Origin of the sequence: Pseudomonas sp. CCNWLW23 (genome assembly GCF_037095675.1) — a bacterium.
GTDB lineage: Bacteria > Pseudomonadota > Gammaproteobacteria > Pseudomonadales > Pseudomonadaceae > Aquipseudomonas > Aquipseudomonas atacamensis.
On sequence record NZ_JBAWKM010000001.1, the window covers coordinates 76,419 to 90,573 of the forward strand.

The window sequence follows — 14,155 nt, forward strand, 5'->3', positions numbered from 1 at the left end:
ACATCCGGAAAGTGCAATCGAAACCAGTATCGCGATAAGCGTTTTCATAGCATGCCCCCAATTTTTTCCAGCATAAAATTGGCGCGCTGGCAGCCGCTATCACCTCATTCCGAGCATCTTGTGGGAAGGCTCCGGTACGCCGGTAAGTCCCGTAACCGGATGACGAAGGACTGAACCGCAGGGCAAAAAAAACGCGACCCGAGGGCCGCGTTTTCATGTGAACAAAGCCTTACTGCGCCTTGGTCTCGGTCGTTGCAGCAGGCTTGGCCGCTGGTTTCTTCGCCGGCTCAGCCTTTTTCGCTGCCGGTTTGGCCGCCGGCTTTTTCGTTTCGGTTTTGGCTGCAGGCTTCTTCGCCGCTGGCTTGGCCGCTGCTTTTTTCGCCGGCTCGGCTTTCACCGGGGCCGCTGGTTTCGGTGCTTCCACCGGCGCTGGCGCAGGTGCCGGGGTCGGTGCAGGCGCTGGAGCGGCCGGAGCAGGTGCTGACTCTGGCGCTTTCGCAGGCTCAGGCTTTTTCTCGTCATCCGAACCGCCGAACAGGTTGCTGAAGAAGTTGCCCTTCTTCGCCGCCACGGCACCCGCCGCGCCTGCAGCTGCTGCAGCCGGAACCACTTTGACCGGTTCAAAGGACTTGCCTGCCGCCAGATCTTCAACCTGGCTGGCCGCGCGCTGGCCGGTGCGCAGTGCGCCTTCCAGGGTGCCCGGGTACAAGGTGTCGGTGTGCTCGCCGGCGAACGCTACGCGTTGCAGCGGACGTTCCCACAGGCGCCAGAACTTGCTGATCTGGCCCGGGCCGTAAGCCAGGTAGGCGCCGCCCATCGACGGGTCGGTGCTGTAGCGGCGGATTTCATAACCGGTGAACGAGCCACGGGCCTGTGGATAAAACGCGTGCAGGCGGATCAGCACCTGATCGACCATCTGCTTGTCGCCGAACGCCTGCATCACACGGGCGTTATCGCCGGACAGGTTGATCACCACATTGGCGCCGCCCTTCAGCGCCGGCTCGATCCAGAGCATGCCTAAACCTGCGTTGCTGTAGATCTCGCCGGACATGCGCGATTTGCTTTCCCACACTGGCGTCTTGAACTTCAGCATGATCTGGTCGCGCCAGCCGTAGTTGGTGCCCTTGATCGCCGCCAGATGCTGGGCATCCAGCGCCGGGGTCAGCGAGATCTTGTTCAGTGCGCGCAACGGCACCGCCAGCACCACGTAGTCAGCCTGATAGCCGACGCTGCCAACTTTGACGGTCACGCCGTCCTTGTCCTGGATGATGGCCGAGACCGGCGAGCTGGTCTTGATGGTCTTGATCTGTTTGACGAAGGCCTGGGCCAGGACCTGGCTGCCGCCGACCAGACGCGAGGCGCGCAGGTCGCGGTCGGAGACGCCGCGATAGACGCGGTTCTGCTGAGCGAAATACAGCAGCGACAGACGCGAAGGTTCGTCGTAGTGGGTGCGGATGTCCTGGTTGATCAGCTGACGCGCGGTAGCCGGCAGGTTCTGCTTGTCGAGCCAGCTCGATACGGTGATCTGATCCAGCGCGTGCAACGTACTGGTCGCGGCCGGGTTCTGCGGGTCGTCGATCGAGCGCGCCAGATCGTCGAGGGTTTTCTGGTAGCGCTTGAGCGCATCGGCGGTGGCTGGCTGCTTGGTGGCCAGATCAGCGGCGGAAAAATAATCGCCGTCGATCAGATAACCCGGCGTACGCACGAATTCCGGCGCCGGCGTGGTGCCGAGCTTGAAGGTCGACACGTACTTGTTCAGCACCGGCTGAGTCTTGTCGTTGCCGATCCACTCGCTGGTGGCCATGCCCGAGCGCCCGCCCAGGCTCGGTTTGGCTTCCAGCAGGGTGACCTGCCAGCCTTTGTTCTGCAGTTCGTAAGCGGCGGTCAGACCCGACAGGCCACCGCCAATCACGATTGCGGTTTTATCCTTGGCCAGCGCCGTAACGCTGAACAGCCCCAACATCACCAGCGCACAGGCGCGCAGCCAACCGACAGACATTCAGCGAACTCCGGAAAAACATGTGGGAAAAAGCAGTTTTGCGAGTCAGACGACTCAAAGAACCGCGAAGAATACGTTAGCCATCAAAACGCCGCCAGCGACGTCTATCGGCTCAGACAAAGTAGCTCAATCGACACAATGGGTTGTTCCCGCGCGATGCATTGCATAGGCTTGCGCGATTGTTCGCCCGCGCCTGACGCGAGCCGCCTCGAGGAGACTGTAAATGGGCCTGAATAACCAGTGGATGCAACGCGATCTTGCGGTGTTGTGGCATCCCTGCACCCAGATGAAAGACCACGAACAGCTGCCGCTGATCCCGATCAAGCGCGGCGAAGGCGTCTGGCTCGAAGACTTCGAAGGCAAGCGCTACCTCGACGCGGTCAGTTCCTGGTGGGTCAACGTGTTCGGCCACGCCAACCCGCGCATCAACCAGCGCATCAAGGATCAGGTCGATCAACTCGAACACGTGATTCTTGCCGGTTTCAGCCATCAGCCGGTGATCGAGCTGTCCGAGCGTCTGGTGGAAATGACCCCGCAAGGCTTGAACCGGGTGTTCTACGCCGATAACGGCTCGTCGTGCATCGAAGTCGCGCTGAAGATGAGTTTTCATTACTGGCTCAATCGCGGCCAGCCGAACAAGAAGCGCTTCGTCACCCTGACCAACAGCTACCACGGCGAAACCATGGCAGCGATGGCGGTCGGCGATGTGCCGCTGTTCACCGAGACCTACAAAGCCCTGTTGATGGACACCATCAAAGTGCCGAGCCCGGATTGCTATCTGCGCCCGCAAGGCATGAGCTGGGAAGAACATTCGCGCAACATGTTCGCCGCCATGGAACAGACGCTGGCAGCGAATCATGACAGCGTCGCTGCAGTGATCGTCGAGCCGTTGATTCAGGGCGCCGGCGGCATGCGCATGTATCACCCGGTGTACCTCAAGCTGTTGCGCGAGGCCTGCGACCGCTATGGCGTGCACCTGATCCACGATGAAATCGCCGTCGGCTTCGGCCGCACCGGGACGATGTTCGCCTGCGAACAGGCCGGCATCCGCCCGGACTTCCTCTGCCTGTCCAAAGCCCTGACCGGCGGCTATCTGCCGCTGGCGGCGTGCCTGACCACCGACGAGGTCTACAGCGCCTTCTACGACGACTACCCGACTCTGCGCGCTTTCCTGCATTCGCACAGCTACACCGGCAACCCGCTGGCCTGCGCTGCGGCACTGGCGACCCTGGACATTTTCGAGCAGGACAACGTGATCGAGAACAACAAAGCCTTGGCCCAGCGCATGGCCTCGGCGACCGCGCATCTGGTCGATCACCCTAACGTGTCGGAAGTGCGCCAGACCGGCATGGTCCTGGCCATCGAGATGGTCAAGGATAAAGCCACGAAAGAGGCCTACCCTTGGCAGGAGCGTCGTGGCTTGAAAGTTTTCCAGCATGCGCTGGAACGTGGTGCGTTGTTGCGGCCGCTGGGCAGCGTGGTGTATTTCCTGCCGCCGTATGTGATCACCCCGGAGCAGATCGACTTCCTGGCCGAAGTGGCCAGTGAAGGTATTGATATTGCGACGGGTGACAGCGTCAGCGTGGCGGTGCCGAAAGACTTCCATCCGGGATTCCGCGACCCGGGCTGATCGATACCAAAGGTTTGAGAAGGACCCTGTGGCGAGGGGATTTATCCCCGTTGGGTGGCGAAGCCGCCCTGAAATCTGCAATCGCGGTGAGTCAGGATTATTGCGTGTGCTGATTTCACGACTGCTGCGCAGCCGAACGGGGCGGTGCGACGGTTCGCTAAATCCCCTCGCCACCAAAGCTCTGCCAACAGTGACTACGCGCCAATTTTTTAGAGACCCGAAATGAGACTGTCCCGCTTCTTTATCGACGCCCCGCTGAGCACTGGCGAACACGAACTGCCGGAAGCCCAGGCGCATTACATCAGCCGCGTGTTGCGCATGGTCGAGGGCGATGCGGTGCAGTTGTTCGACGGTTCCGGCCATGAGTTTCGCGGGTCCTTGGTGGATGTCGGCAAGAAACGCGTGGTCGTGCAGATCGACGAGCAATTCGCCGGGCAAATCGAATCGCCACTGCAGATCCACCTCGGCCAGGGCCTGTCCCGGGGCGAGCGCATGGACTGGGCGATTCAGAAAGCCACTGAACTGGGCGTGACACAAATCACCCCGATCTTCAGCGAACGCTGCGAAGTGCGGCTCAAGGACGAACGCGCCGACAAGCGCTTGCTGCACTGGCGCCAAGTGGCGATCAGTGCCTGCGAACAGTGCGGGCGTTCACGGGTGCCGGTGATTCATCCGCCAGTGTTGCTGGCGGACTGGCTCAAGCAGACCGAAGCCGAATTGAAACTGGTGCTGCACCCGGTCGCAGAACCGCTGGTGAGTCATGCCAAACCGGCGACGCTGGCGTTTCTGATCGGACCGGAAGGTGGCCTGACGGATGGCGAAGTCGAGCAGGCCAAAGGCAACGGTTTCCACGCCGCCCGCCTCGGCCCACGGGTGCTGCGCACCGAGACTGCGCCGGTGGTGGCGCTGGCGGTAGCCCAGCAACTTTGGGGTGATTTCTAAACCTTTTTGCCGGACTGATCGTTCCCACGCTCTGCGTGGGAATGCAGCCCGGGACGCTCCGCGTCCCAAACAGCGTGACGCAGAGCGTCACAGGAGGCGTTACCACGCAGAGCGTGGGAACGATCAGTAAGCCGGGCTACAGCACGTAAAACAGAATCGCGACAAAATGCAGCAAGCTCCCGGCAATCACGAACAGGTGCCAGATGCCATGGGCATGCCGCAGTCGGTGATCGAGGGCAAAAAAGATAATCCCCACCGTATACAACACCCCGCCCGACGCCAGCCAGGCAAACCCGGCCGTGCCCAGCGCGGCGATCAGCGGTTTGACCGCGACCAGCACGATCCAGCCCATCACCGCGTAAATCACGATCGATAGAATCCGTGCCTCGGAGCGCGGTTTGATCTCTTGCAGAATACCGATCAGCGCCAGCCCCCAGACAATCCCGAACAGCGTCCAGCCCCAAGGCCCGCGTAACGTCACCAGGCAGAACGGCGTGTAGCTGCCGGCGATCAACAGGTAGATCGAGAAATGATCGACCTTCTTCATGATCGCTTTCTTGCGCCCGCGCACGCTGTGGTACACGGTCGAGGCGCTGTAGAGCACCAGCAAAGTGAAGGCGTAGATCGCCACGCTGACGATCTTCCAAGGGCTGCCGTCGAGGCTGGCAATCACCAGCATCCATACGCCGCCGATAAACGCGGCGATGGCTCCGACCAGATGGGTCCAGGCGTTGAGTTTTTCCCCGTGATACATGTGTCGCATACCTCGTAGTCACTACCGCAAGCGCGCAAGGCTCGGGCCTTGAGCGTAAAAGCGCAATGTTTCTGTTCAACCTCGCCTGCGCGACCCGCGGGAATTGGGCACAATCGCCCGATACCAAAAAGAGTCCGCGCCATGCTGATCGACGAAGAATTGACCCTGAAAAAACTCGAGGTGTTCCTCGCCTTCATGCGCACCGGCAACCTCGCCCGCGCCGCCGCCGAATTGCAGACCAGCAACGTCAGCGTGCACCGCGCCATTCACTCTTTGGAAAATGCTCTGCGCTGCCCGCTGTTCAAACACGAAGGGCGCAACCTGACGCCGCTGGAAAGCGCTTATGTGCTGGAAGAACGTGCGCAGAAGCTGATCAACGACGTCGTCGACAGCGTGCGCCTGACCCGCGAAGCCGCCGGATTTTCCGCCGAGCGCTTCAAGCTCGGCTCGCTGTATTCGCTGACGGTGAAGACGGTGCCACAGCTGATCATGGGCCTGAAAATCCGCCGCAGCGAACTCAACATCGACCTGATCCTCGGCTCGAACATCGACCTGCTCTACAAGCTGAAAAACATGGAAGTCGACGCGATTCTGGTGTCGCTGGACGACAGCATCAACGATCCGGATTGCGAGCAAATTGCGCTGTTTTCCGACGACATCTTCCTCGCCACCCCGGCCGATTCAAAATTTGCTCAGCGCAGTGAAGTCGATCTGGCGGAAGTGCGTGATGAAACCTTCATCACCCTGACCCAGGGCTTCGCCACGCATCAGGACGGTGTGCGGGTGTTCAAGCAGGCAGGGTTCGAGCCGAAGGTGGCGATGCAGGTCAATGACATCTTCACTTTGCTGAGCATGGTCAGCTCAGGGGTGGGGTACGCCTTGTTGCCGGGGCGGATTGCGGCGGTGTACGAGAACCGGGTGAAGCTGATTCCGTTGCAGGAGAAGTACCGCTTGCAGCAGCACATTGGGGTGGTGTTTCTCAAGGCCAAGGAGCGTGATCCGAATCTGCTGGCGTTGCTGGCGGAGTGTCGGATGTATGCCAATCGGCAGGCTGGGGTTTAGATCAAGATCAAAATCAAGAGCTACCCCCTCACCCCAGCCCTCTCCCCCAAGGGGTAGAGGGGGAAAGGGAGCAGATCGGGGGCTTTTTCAGAACCTGAGTTCGACTTAGAAATTTCAGGTCGATGTATAACGCCAGAACAACTCGGTCAGTCCCCTCTCCCTCCGGGAGAGGGTTAGGGTGAGGGCAGCTTAAATTGACTAACCCATCAACCCGCGCATCGCCAGAAACAGCAGCGAAGGCCCCAGCAGACACCCAAGCGCGGTGTAGAACGCCGCCGTCAGGCAACCATACGGCACCAGCTTCGGATCCGTGGCCGCCAGGCCCCCGGCAACGCCGCTGGAGGTGCCCATCAAGCCACCGAAAATCACCGCGCTGCGCGGATTGTTCAGGCCGATCATCGGTGCCACGAACGGTGTCATCACCATCACCAGAATCGCCTTGATCAGCCCCGCCGCAATCGACAGTGCCATCACCTCGGAGCTGGCGCCGATCGCCGCGCCGGTCACCGGGCCGACAATGTAGGTCACCGCACCGGCGCCAATGGTGGTCAGGCTCACCGCATCGGTGTAGCCGAACGCCATCGCCACGCCGACGCCGGCGACGAACGAGGTGCCAACGCCGACAAACAGCGCCAGCACACCGACGAGTCCGGCGCGTTTGAGCTCATCGACACTGACGCCAAACGCCGTCGCCACAATCGCGAAATCCCGCAGCATCGCACCACCGAGCAGGCCGATGCCGGACAGCAGGGGAATATCCACCACGCCTTTTTGCCCACCGGTGAGTGCGCCGCCGATATACGACAGCACCAGCCCGAGCAGAATGGCGATCGCCGAACCGTGCAGGCGGCCCTTGGTGAAGGTGTTGGACATCCAGTAGGACACCCACATGGTCAGGCCGACAACCAAAAAGCCGCTGATCAGACCGTAGCCGGTGATCACTTTCATCATTGATTCGTACATGGCGATTACCCCGCAGTCTTGGCAGGAGCGATCGGTGTCTCTTGCTTGTTGCCCATGCGTGTCAGCACCGGCACCAGGGCAAAAGCGATCACTACGGCGAGGGTGCCGGCAAGAATCGCCATCGGCCCGCCCTTCAGCGCACCGTAGACATTCTGCTGCGCGGCCATGGCGACCACGATGGGAATGTAGATCGCGCTCCAGAACTCCACGCCCTGCTCGGTCTTGCCCTTGAGCCAGCCGCTCTTGTAGAGATAGCTGCCCAGGCCGATCAACAGCAGCATCGCAATGCCGACACCGCCGACGTTGGCCGGCACGCCGATCAGCTTGCCGAGCAATTCACCGACCCAGATACCGACCAGCGTGCAGAAGGCGAGAAATGCCACACCGTAAATAATCATTGTTGTAGTCCTCAAAGTGCATCGTCGAATGTTGTTTTTGTTGTTCGAAGCTTGAGTCGCGGCGGTTTTAGAGTTGGCGGCCACCCTCCTCGCGCAACAGCGCTTGCAGGGTATCGAGGCGGGCACTGTCGAAGGCAGTGACGGTGCCCTGCTCGAACACCCGGCGCGCCAGCCCGGTCAGCACCGCACCGGGCGGCAGTTCGATCTGTAGACGCACGCCGCGCTCGTAGGCGCTTTGCACGGTGCCGCGCCAGTCCACCACGCGGCACATGTTGAAAGCGAGGTCATCGCGCAGCGCTTCGACTTTGCTCACAGGCCGCGCGCGACTGCCGCTCAGATAAGCGATTTTCGGGTTCTTCAGTTCAACCTTGGCGAAGGCCTCGGCAAGCGCCTGCGCCGGTTTTTCCAGCAATGGGCAATGCGACGGCACGCTCACCGCCAGCCGCTTCGCCACTCCGGCGCCGCGACTGCGCGCCAGTTCGGCCACCGCGTGCATGGCCTTGTCGCTGCCGGCGATGACCACTTGGTTATCGGCGTTGATATTGGCCAGATACACCGGCGCATCTTCGCTGTGCACTTGCGCCAGCAGCGTTTCGACGGTGGATAACTGCAATCCGATGATCGCGGTCATGCCGTAGCCCTGTGGATAAGCCTGCTGCATCAGCTCACCGCGCAGGCTGACCAGATGCAGCGCATCGCTGAAACTCAAGGCTCCCGCCACCACTGCTGCCGGGTAGGCGCCGATGGACAGGCCGGCGACGTAATCCGCGCTCAGTTCATCCTGCAATAACTGCCGCGAAGCAGCGACACCGGCGATCAGCAGGCACAGCTGAACCGCTCTGGTCGTGCGCAATGCCTCGGCTGAATCAAGCTGCAAAACATCTTCGCCCAGCACATCGCTGGCCTCGACCAGCGTTTCCCGAGGCAAACGCTGGAGCATGCCGGCTTGCTGCGCGCCCTGGCCGGGAAACACCAGCAGGCTGCTCACGCTGCCTGCTCCTGCGGGTTCCACGGATCGATCACCAATGCAGCCTGATGCGCATTTTTCAGCAGCACCCGGGCCGAACCGCTGGCCCATTCACGCAGCGCCACAGCGCCGAACGGCGTCTGCAATTGCATGTCGACCCGGCACACAGCCTGATCGAAAAGCTCCACGAGTTTGCACGCCTGATTGCGCGTGATCATCTGCGGCGCGCGCAGAATCAGATCGAGATCACTGGCCGCATGCATCGCTCTGAAACCGCTGGCCAATTCAAACCCGACACTGCCGCTGACACCCCAGACCCAACCGCAGTCATCGAGTATCGGCCGCAGTTGTTTGAGCGCCTGCATCACCGGCAGATCTCGCTCGCACTCAACCTGACAAAGGGCTTCGGGACTGACCCGACAGGCAATCGAATCCAGCGCCATAAATGCCGCCAGCCGTTGTTCACGCAACACACCGCGCACGCCGACCGCGACAAAACCGTCAGCACTCAGCGCCCGGCGCACCACCACCGGTTGCCCGGCCGCCAGCGCCGCGATCGCCCACGCTGGCGCATCCGCCGGCAACTGCGCCGGGGTCATGCCCCAGAGCAGATCGTGGGCCAGGGGCAGGTTCACCACTGCGCCCTCAGCAATTCGCGGACTTTGCTGGAAGCGGCACGATTGCTCGCACCAAGGCGCCCTTTCAAATCAGTGCTGGTCACATCGCTGATCGCTTGCTTCAGGCACTCAGTCACCCGCGTCAGATCTTCCTCTGTCGGCTGTTCAATCTGCTGCACCGAGAGGGTTTCCCAGAGCAGGCCGAGGCTGGCGTAGCTGTCGATGTCATAGGCCATCGGCGGCACGCTCGACGCCAGCGCCTCCAGTTCCTCGACACTGCGCAAGGTGACCCGCGCCGCCGAGGCCTTGCCCATCGCGTGCACCATCACGCCGGGATCGCGCAGCGCGATCAGGCGATTGGCCTGATAACCGTGGGCGAGAAATGCACCCGACATGGCCTTGCCCACCAGCAGCGCAATCACCGGATGCCCGGCCAGACGCGCACGGGCATAACTGTCCGCCGCGCCGGCCAGGGCCTGATGAATGCCGAGGGCTTCTTCGCGGCGGCCATACGCCTGGCTCGGCACATCGACGATGGCGATGATCGGGCGCTTCTGTGCGCTGTCGCGGTCGGCACTGATCGCGTCATCCACAGCCTTGGCCAGCCCCCAGCCTTCGAGCAGACCGACCTCGCCATTGCGGGCGCGAGGAAAACGATTGTCCGGGTCGGCGACCACGGCGATAAAGCGGCCGAGCTCAGCGTCGGCGACTTTCAACGACGGCGGCAAACCTTCGACGACACTGGCGCCAGCGCTGAGCGCATTGAACCAGTGCAAACCGCGCAATGAATAACCGCTCATGAGCGCTCTCCTTGATACAGATCGCGAACCACCGACGGTTCGATTTGCTTGCCCGTGTCCAGCTTGCCGAGGCGTTGCAGGAACCACTCGGCGCGTTGACTGCGCGGCTGTGCCGGCAAGCCTTGCTGGAGCAATTCGCCAACCTGCTGACGAATCTGCGCCACATCATCGCCGACATAACGGTCCACTAGTCCCGTGTTGAAACGCTGTTCGCCGCCGGTCAGGCTCCAGATGAAGGGCCGGTCGCGGGAGTCGTATTCCTCGATCCCGGCTTCCTGCTCGATTACCTGCGGGCCGTTCAGACCGAGGCGTGCTTCCTGGGTCACCAGCAAATAACTGCACAGCGCCGCAGCAATCGACATGCCGCCGAAGCAACCGACGCTGCCAGCGACTACACCGACCACCGGTTGGTATTGCTGCAAATCGACAATCGCCGCGTGAATATCGGCAATCGCCGCCAGCCCTAGATTGGCTTCCTGCAAGCGCACGCCACCGGTTTCGAGCAGCAACACGGCGCGGGTGGCGATGCCGTTGCGGTTGTCTTCGGCGGCCAGTTCCAGCGCACCGGCAATCTTCGCCCCGCCGACTTCGCCAAGGCTGCCGCCCTGAAACGCACCTTCAATCGCTGCGATGACCACTGGCAAACCGTCGAGGCGGCCCTTGGCGATGATCACCCCGTCGTCGGCTTGCGGCACCACGCCCTGGCGCTCGAGCCACGGCGACATGACCCGTTGAAACGGATCGAGCAGTTCGCGAAAGGTCCCGACGTCGAGCAAGGCTTGCGCCCGCTGCCGTGCGCCAAGTTCGACGAAACTGTGTTTGTTGAGCAACGCTGCGCTGTCAGTCATGGCCGATCTCCTCGAAACCCTGTTCCAGACGCAAGCGCACCACCCCCGGCGTCGCGCCGAAATCGTGGATATCGATGGCCATCGCCGGTGGCGTGGTGCCGTCGAACATCCGCGCAAACAGGTGCTGCCAGCGCTGCTGCGCGCCGTTGACCGACGTCTGCACGTTGATCGTCAGCTTGCCGGCCAGACCCGGTTCGATCAGCACTTCCAGATCACCCGAGCCGACACAACCGACCAGCGCCCGCCCGCGTGGCGGCTGCCCGGCGGGGAATTCAAACGATAGGCTTTCCATCAAAACGCTCCCTGAACAATGCCGTCGCGCTCGATGCGATCGAGCAGCAGCGTGGCCGCGAGCAAGTCAGCGGCGCCACCGGGCGAGGCATTCAATGCGATGAGTTGTTGATCCAGTTCGTGCAGGCGCCGGCGACCGCTGAGGCTGGCGCTGCCGCCGGCATCGAGCACCGCTTGCGCGCCGGCCTGCATGGCGTGCAGGCCCGGTTCGCCGGCGCGGTAAAGCACGCAGGTGTCGGCCAGCTCGGTCATGATCGCCAGCAATGCATCGAGCCGGGCGTTCTGTTCGCCGTGACCGTTGGCGCGACTTTTGTGCAGTTGCGGCAAGCCGCGTTGCAACACGGACGGGAAGCCGAGTTGCGCTTCCTCGCGAGCACCGCGTGCGCCGTAACGCTGGGCAACTTGTGCGCCGTGGCTGAGTGGTGTCGGTGCGTAGCGGTCGTCGAGCAGTGCCAGGCGGGCGGCGCACAGGGCGATGGATTTCGGTTGCAGCGCGGCGGCCGTCACCAACAGTCCCAACGCCCAGATCGCACCGCGATGGGTGTTGACGCCGTTGGTGGTCACGAGCATGGCTTGTTCGCCCTCGCGACCGATGCGGCCAATCGCTTCGCGCAACGGCACACCGACTTCGCCGATCTCCAGCGCGGCCTCGGCCAATTCCTTGAATGCCGGCCACAAGGCCAACGCCGACGCGTGCATCAGGCCCAGGTGCAGATCGGTGTGTGCGCCGTTGCCACGACGGTCGACCAGCGCCGGTTTCGGCGACAGATCGGCTTCGTCGATCAACGCGTCCACTGCCAGATCGGCCAAGCGGTCAGCCAGAGAAAGCGGTTTCGCTTGCAGGTTGAATGCGTGCATTACCAGCTCCTGAATTTGGCGGGCGGGTTGTACAGGCCGCCGGACCACTCGACCAGATCGGCCACGCTTTTCGCCGCGAGCAATTCGCGCGTGGCGTCAGTGCGGCGGATGCCGAGGTCTTCGGGCAGGGCGATCAGGCCTTCGCGGCGCATGCGTTCGGTGTCTTTCGGGTTGTGGCGCAGGCCGATGGCGGTAACCCCGGCAACCGCTGCGATCATCGCCTGCCGCTCTTCCTGCGAGCGCGCCTTGTACAGGTAGGCGATGCCTTCTTCGGTGAGCAGGTGGGTAACGTCGTCGCCGTAGATCATGATCGGCGCCAGCGGCATGCCGCTTTTCTTCGCCACCTCCACGGCGTCGAGGGTTTCGACGAAGGTCGGTTTGCCGCCCTCCTGGAAGGTCTCGACCATTTGCACCACGAGTTTCTTGCCGCGTTCGAGCATCGGTTGCGGCCCATCGGCATGGCGCATGTCCAGCCACGCCGGAGTGCCGTGACGGCGGCCGCGCGGATCGTGACCCATGTTTGGCGCACCACCGAAACCGGCGAGACGGCCACGAGTCACCGTCGAGGAATGGCCGTCGCCATCGACCTGCAATGTCGCGCCAATAAACAGATCCACCGCGTATTGCCCGGCGAGTTGGCAGACCATGCGGTTGGAGCGCAGCGAGCCGTCGCGGCCAGTGAAGAACACATCCGGCCGAGCGGCGATGTAGTTTTCCATGCCCAGTTCGGTACCGAAGCAATGCACGCTCTCGACCCAGCCGCTTTCAATCGCCGGAATCAGCGTCGGGTGCGGGTTGAGCGTCCAGTTGCGGCAGATCTTGCCTTTCAGGCCGAGGGATTCGCCGTAGGTCGGCAGGATCAGTTCGATGGCGGCGGTGTTGAAACCGATGCCGTGGTTGAGCGACTGCACGTTGTGTTTTTCGTAGATCCCGCGAATCGCCATCATCGCCATCAACACGTGCACAGGCTTGATGTGCCGTGGGTCGCGGGTGAACAGCGGTTCGATGTAGAACGGCTTGTCGGCCACAACTACGAAATCGACCCATGAAGCGGGAATGTCTACGCGGGGCAGTTCGCTGACGTCATCGACCAATTGGTTGACCTGAACGATGACGATGCCATCGCTGAACGCCGCCGGTTCGATCAGTGCGGGAGTGTCTTCGGTGCTCGGGCCGGTGTAGATGTTGCCGGCGCGGTCGGCCATGAAACCGGCCGAAAGCACAACGTTGGGGATCAGGTCCACGACGAGGCGGGCGTAGAGTTCGATGTACGTGTGAATGGCGCCGACTTCGAGCAAGCCATCTTCGAGCAACTGGCTGATGCGCAGGCTCTGGGTGCCGGCGAAGGAGAAATCGAGCTTGCGGGCGATGCCGCGTTCGAACAGATCAAGGTGCTCGGAGCGGCCGACGCTGGGCATGATCATGTGCAGATCGTGGAGCTTGGCCGGATCGGCTTTGGCCAGTGAACGCGAGAGGAAATCCGCCTGCTTCTGGTTGTTGCCCTCCAGCACCACACGATCGCCGGGATGGATCAGCGCTTCGAGCGCGGCGACGATTTTGTCGCTGGGCAGCACCGCACCATCGGCGAGCCCGCGCACCTTATCGAGCCGGCGCTGCTTCTCGTCACGCCGCCGCGTCCAGCGCGAGTCGGGGGAAATTGTTGTTGTCATGCTCACTCCACGGGTTCGCTGTCGTGGAGCCAAGTTAGGCGTGTGTGATGAGGGCATCAATCAAGCTGGGTGGTGAATCATTACGCTGAGCGTAACGTTCAAAAGCTACCCTCACCCTAGCCCTCTCCCGGAGGGAGAGGGAACCGATTGGGGGATGCTTGGGAACGAAGCCGACCTGAAGCAGCCGTGGTGAATCCCGAAACGAAAAATCAACAGCCCCTCACCCTAGCCCTCTCCCGGGGGGAGAAGGAACCGATAGGGGGATGCTTGGGAAATGACGCCGACCTGAAGCAGCCGTGGTGAATCCCGAAACGAAAAATCAACAGCCCCTCACCCTAGCCCTCTCCCGGGGGGAG

The 14,155-nt window shown here is 62.1% G+C and carries 14 protein-coding genes; 3 read left to right on the forward strand and 11 right to left on the reverse strand.

Features of this window, described 5'->3' with window-relative positions:
* Window positions 1-229 precede the first annotated feature (229 nt).
* A complete protein-coding gene (locus V8J63_RS00335; protein WP_336463420.1) occupies window positions 230-1,999 on the reverse strand; it encodes a flavin monoamine oxidase family protein in 1,770 nt (589 codons plus the stop codon).
* A 223-nt stretch (window positions 2,000-2,222) separates the two neighbouring features.
* Here V8J63_RS00335 and V8J63_RS00340 point away from each other — a divergent pair, with 223 nt between their 5' ends.
* Entirely contained in the window at window positions 2,223-3,629 is a 1,407-nt protein-coding gene (locus tag V8J63_RS00340; RefSeq protein ID WP_130926817.1) for an adenosylmethionine--8-amino-7-oxononanoate transaminase, read from the forward strand.
* Between the two features lie 222 nt (window positions 3,630-3,851).
* Window positions 3,852-4,571: a 16S rRNA (uracil(1498)-N(3))-methyltransferase gene (locus tag V8J63_RS00345; RefSeq protein ID WP_095181344.1), complete on the forward strand. Its 720-nt coding sequence runs from the start codon at window positions 3,852-3,854 to the stop codon at window positions 4,569-4,571.
* 136 nt (window positions 4,572-4,707) lie between these two features.
* On the opposite strand, the gene trhA is transcribed toward V8J63_RS00345, so the two are convergent.
* Entirely contained in the window at window positions 4,708-5,325 is a 618-nt protein-coding gene (gene trhA / locus V8J63_RS00350) for a PAQR family membrane homeostasis protein TrhA (protein ID WP_039757573.1), read from the reverse strand.
* 141 nt (window positions 5,326-5,466) lie between these two features.
* On the opposite strand from trhA, the gene V8J63_RS00355 reads away from it, so the two are divergent.
* A complete protein-coding gene (locus V8J63_RS00355) occupies window positions 5,467-6,387 on the forward strand; it encodes a LysR family transcriptional regulator (protein ID WP_056786436.1) in 921 nt (306 codons plus the stop codon).
* 198 nt (window positions 6,388-6,585) lie between these two features.
* On the opposite strand, the gene madM is transcribed toward V8J63_RS00355, so the two are convergent.
* The 9 genes from madM to mdcA form a co-directional block, all read right to left on the reverse strand.
* Complete coding sequence (gene madM, locus V8J63_RS00360) at window positions 6,586-7,350, reverse strand: malonate transporter subunit MadM (protein ID WP_223630385.1); 765 nt, start codon at window positions 7,348-7,350, stop codon at window positions 6,586-6,588.
* 5 nt (window positions 7,351-7,355) lie between these two features.
* Window positions 7,356-7,748, reverse strand: coding sequence for a malonate transporter subunit MadL (gene madL, locus V8J63_RS00365; protein ID WP_016772756.1), 393 nt, complete (start codon window positions 7,746-7,748; stop codon window positions 7,356-7,358).
* A 67-nt stretch (window positions 7,749-7,815) separates the two neighbouring features.
* Entirely contained in the window at window positions 7,816-8,736 is a 921-nt protein-coding gene (gene mdcH, locus V8J63_RS00370; RefSeq protein ID WP_336463421.1) for a malonate decarboxylase subunit epsilon, read from the reverse strand.
* Window positions 8,733-9,353: a malonate decarboxylase holo-ACP synthase gene (locus tag V8J63_RS00375; RefSeq protein ID WP_130902714.1), complete on the reverse strand. Its 621-nt coding sequence runs from the start codon at window positions 9,351-9,353 to the stop codon at window positions 8,733-8,735. Before V8J63_RS00375 ends, mdcH begins: the two co-directional genes overlap by 4 nt.
* On the reverse strand, window positions 9,347-10,132 hold the full coding sequence (mdcE, locus tag V8J63_RS00380; RefSeq protein WP_071172234.1) for a biotin-independent malonate decarboxylase subunit gamma: 786 nt from the start codon (window positions 10,130-10,132) through the stop codon (window positions 9,347-9,349). Before mdcE ends, V8J63_RS00375 begins: the two co-directional genes overlap by 7 nt.
* Window positions 10,129-10,980, reverse strand: a complete 852-nt coding sequence (locus V8J63_RS00385) for a biotin-independent malonate decarboxylase subunit beta (RefSeq protein WP_336463422.1) — start codon at window positions 10,978-10,980, stop codon at window positions 10,129-10,131. The genes mdcE and V8J63_RS00385 overlap by 4 nt, the downstream gene beginning before the upstream one ends.
* Entirely contained in the window at window positions 10,973-11,272 is a 300-nt protein-coding gene (locus tag V8J63_RS00390; RefSeq protein WP_056786420.1) for a malonate decarboxylase subunit delta, read from the reverse strand. The genes V8J63_RS00385 and V8J63_RS00390 overlap by 8 nt, the downstream gene beginning before the upstream one ends.
* Window positions 11,272-12,129: a triphosphoribosyl-dephospho-CoA synthase gene (locus V8J63_RS00395; protein ID WP_336463423.1), complete on the reverse strand. Its 858-nt coding sequence runs from the start codon at window positions 12,127-12,129 to the stop codon at window positions 11,272-11,274. The genes V8J63_RS00390 and V8J63_RS00395 overlap by 1 nt, the downstream gene beginning before the upstream one ends.
* Window positions 12,129-13,799 carry a malonate decarboxylase subunit alpha gene (mdcA, locus tag V8J63_RS00400; protein WP_336463424.1) on the reverse strand — a complete coding sequence of 557 codons (1,671 nt, stop codon included), beginning with the start codon at window positions 13,797-13,799 and terminating at the stop codon, window positions 12,129-12,131. Before mdcA ends, V8J63_RS00395 begins: the two co-directional genes overlap by 1 nt.
* Window positions 13,800-14,155 lie beyond the last annotated feature (356 nt).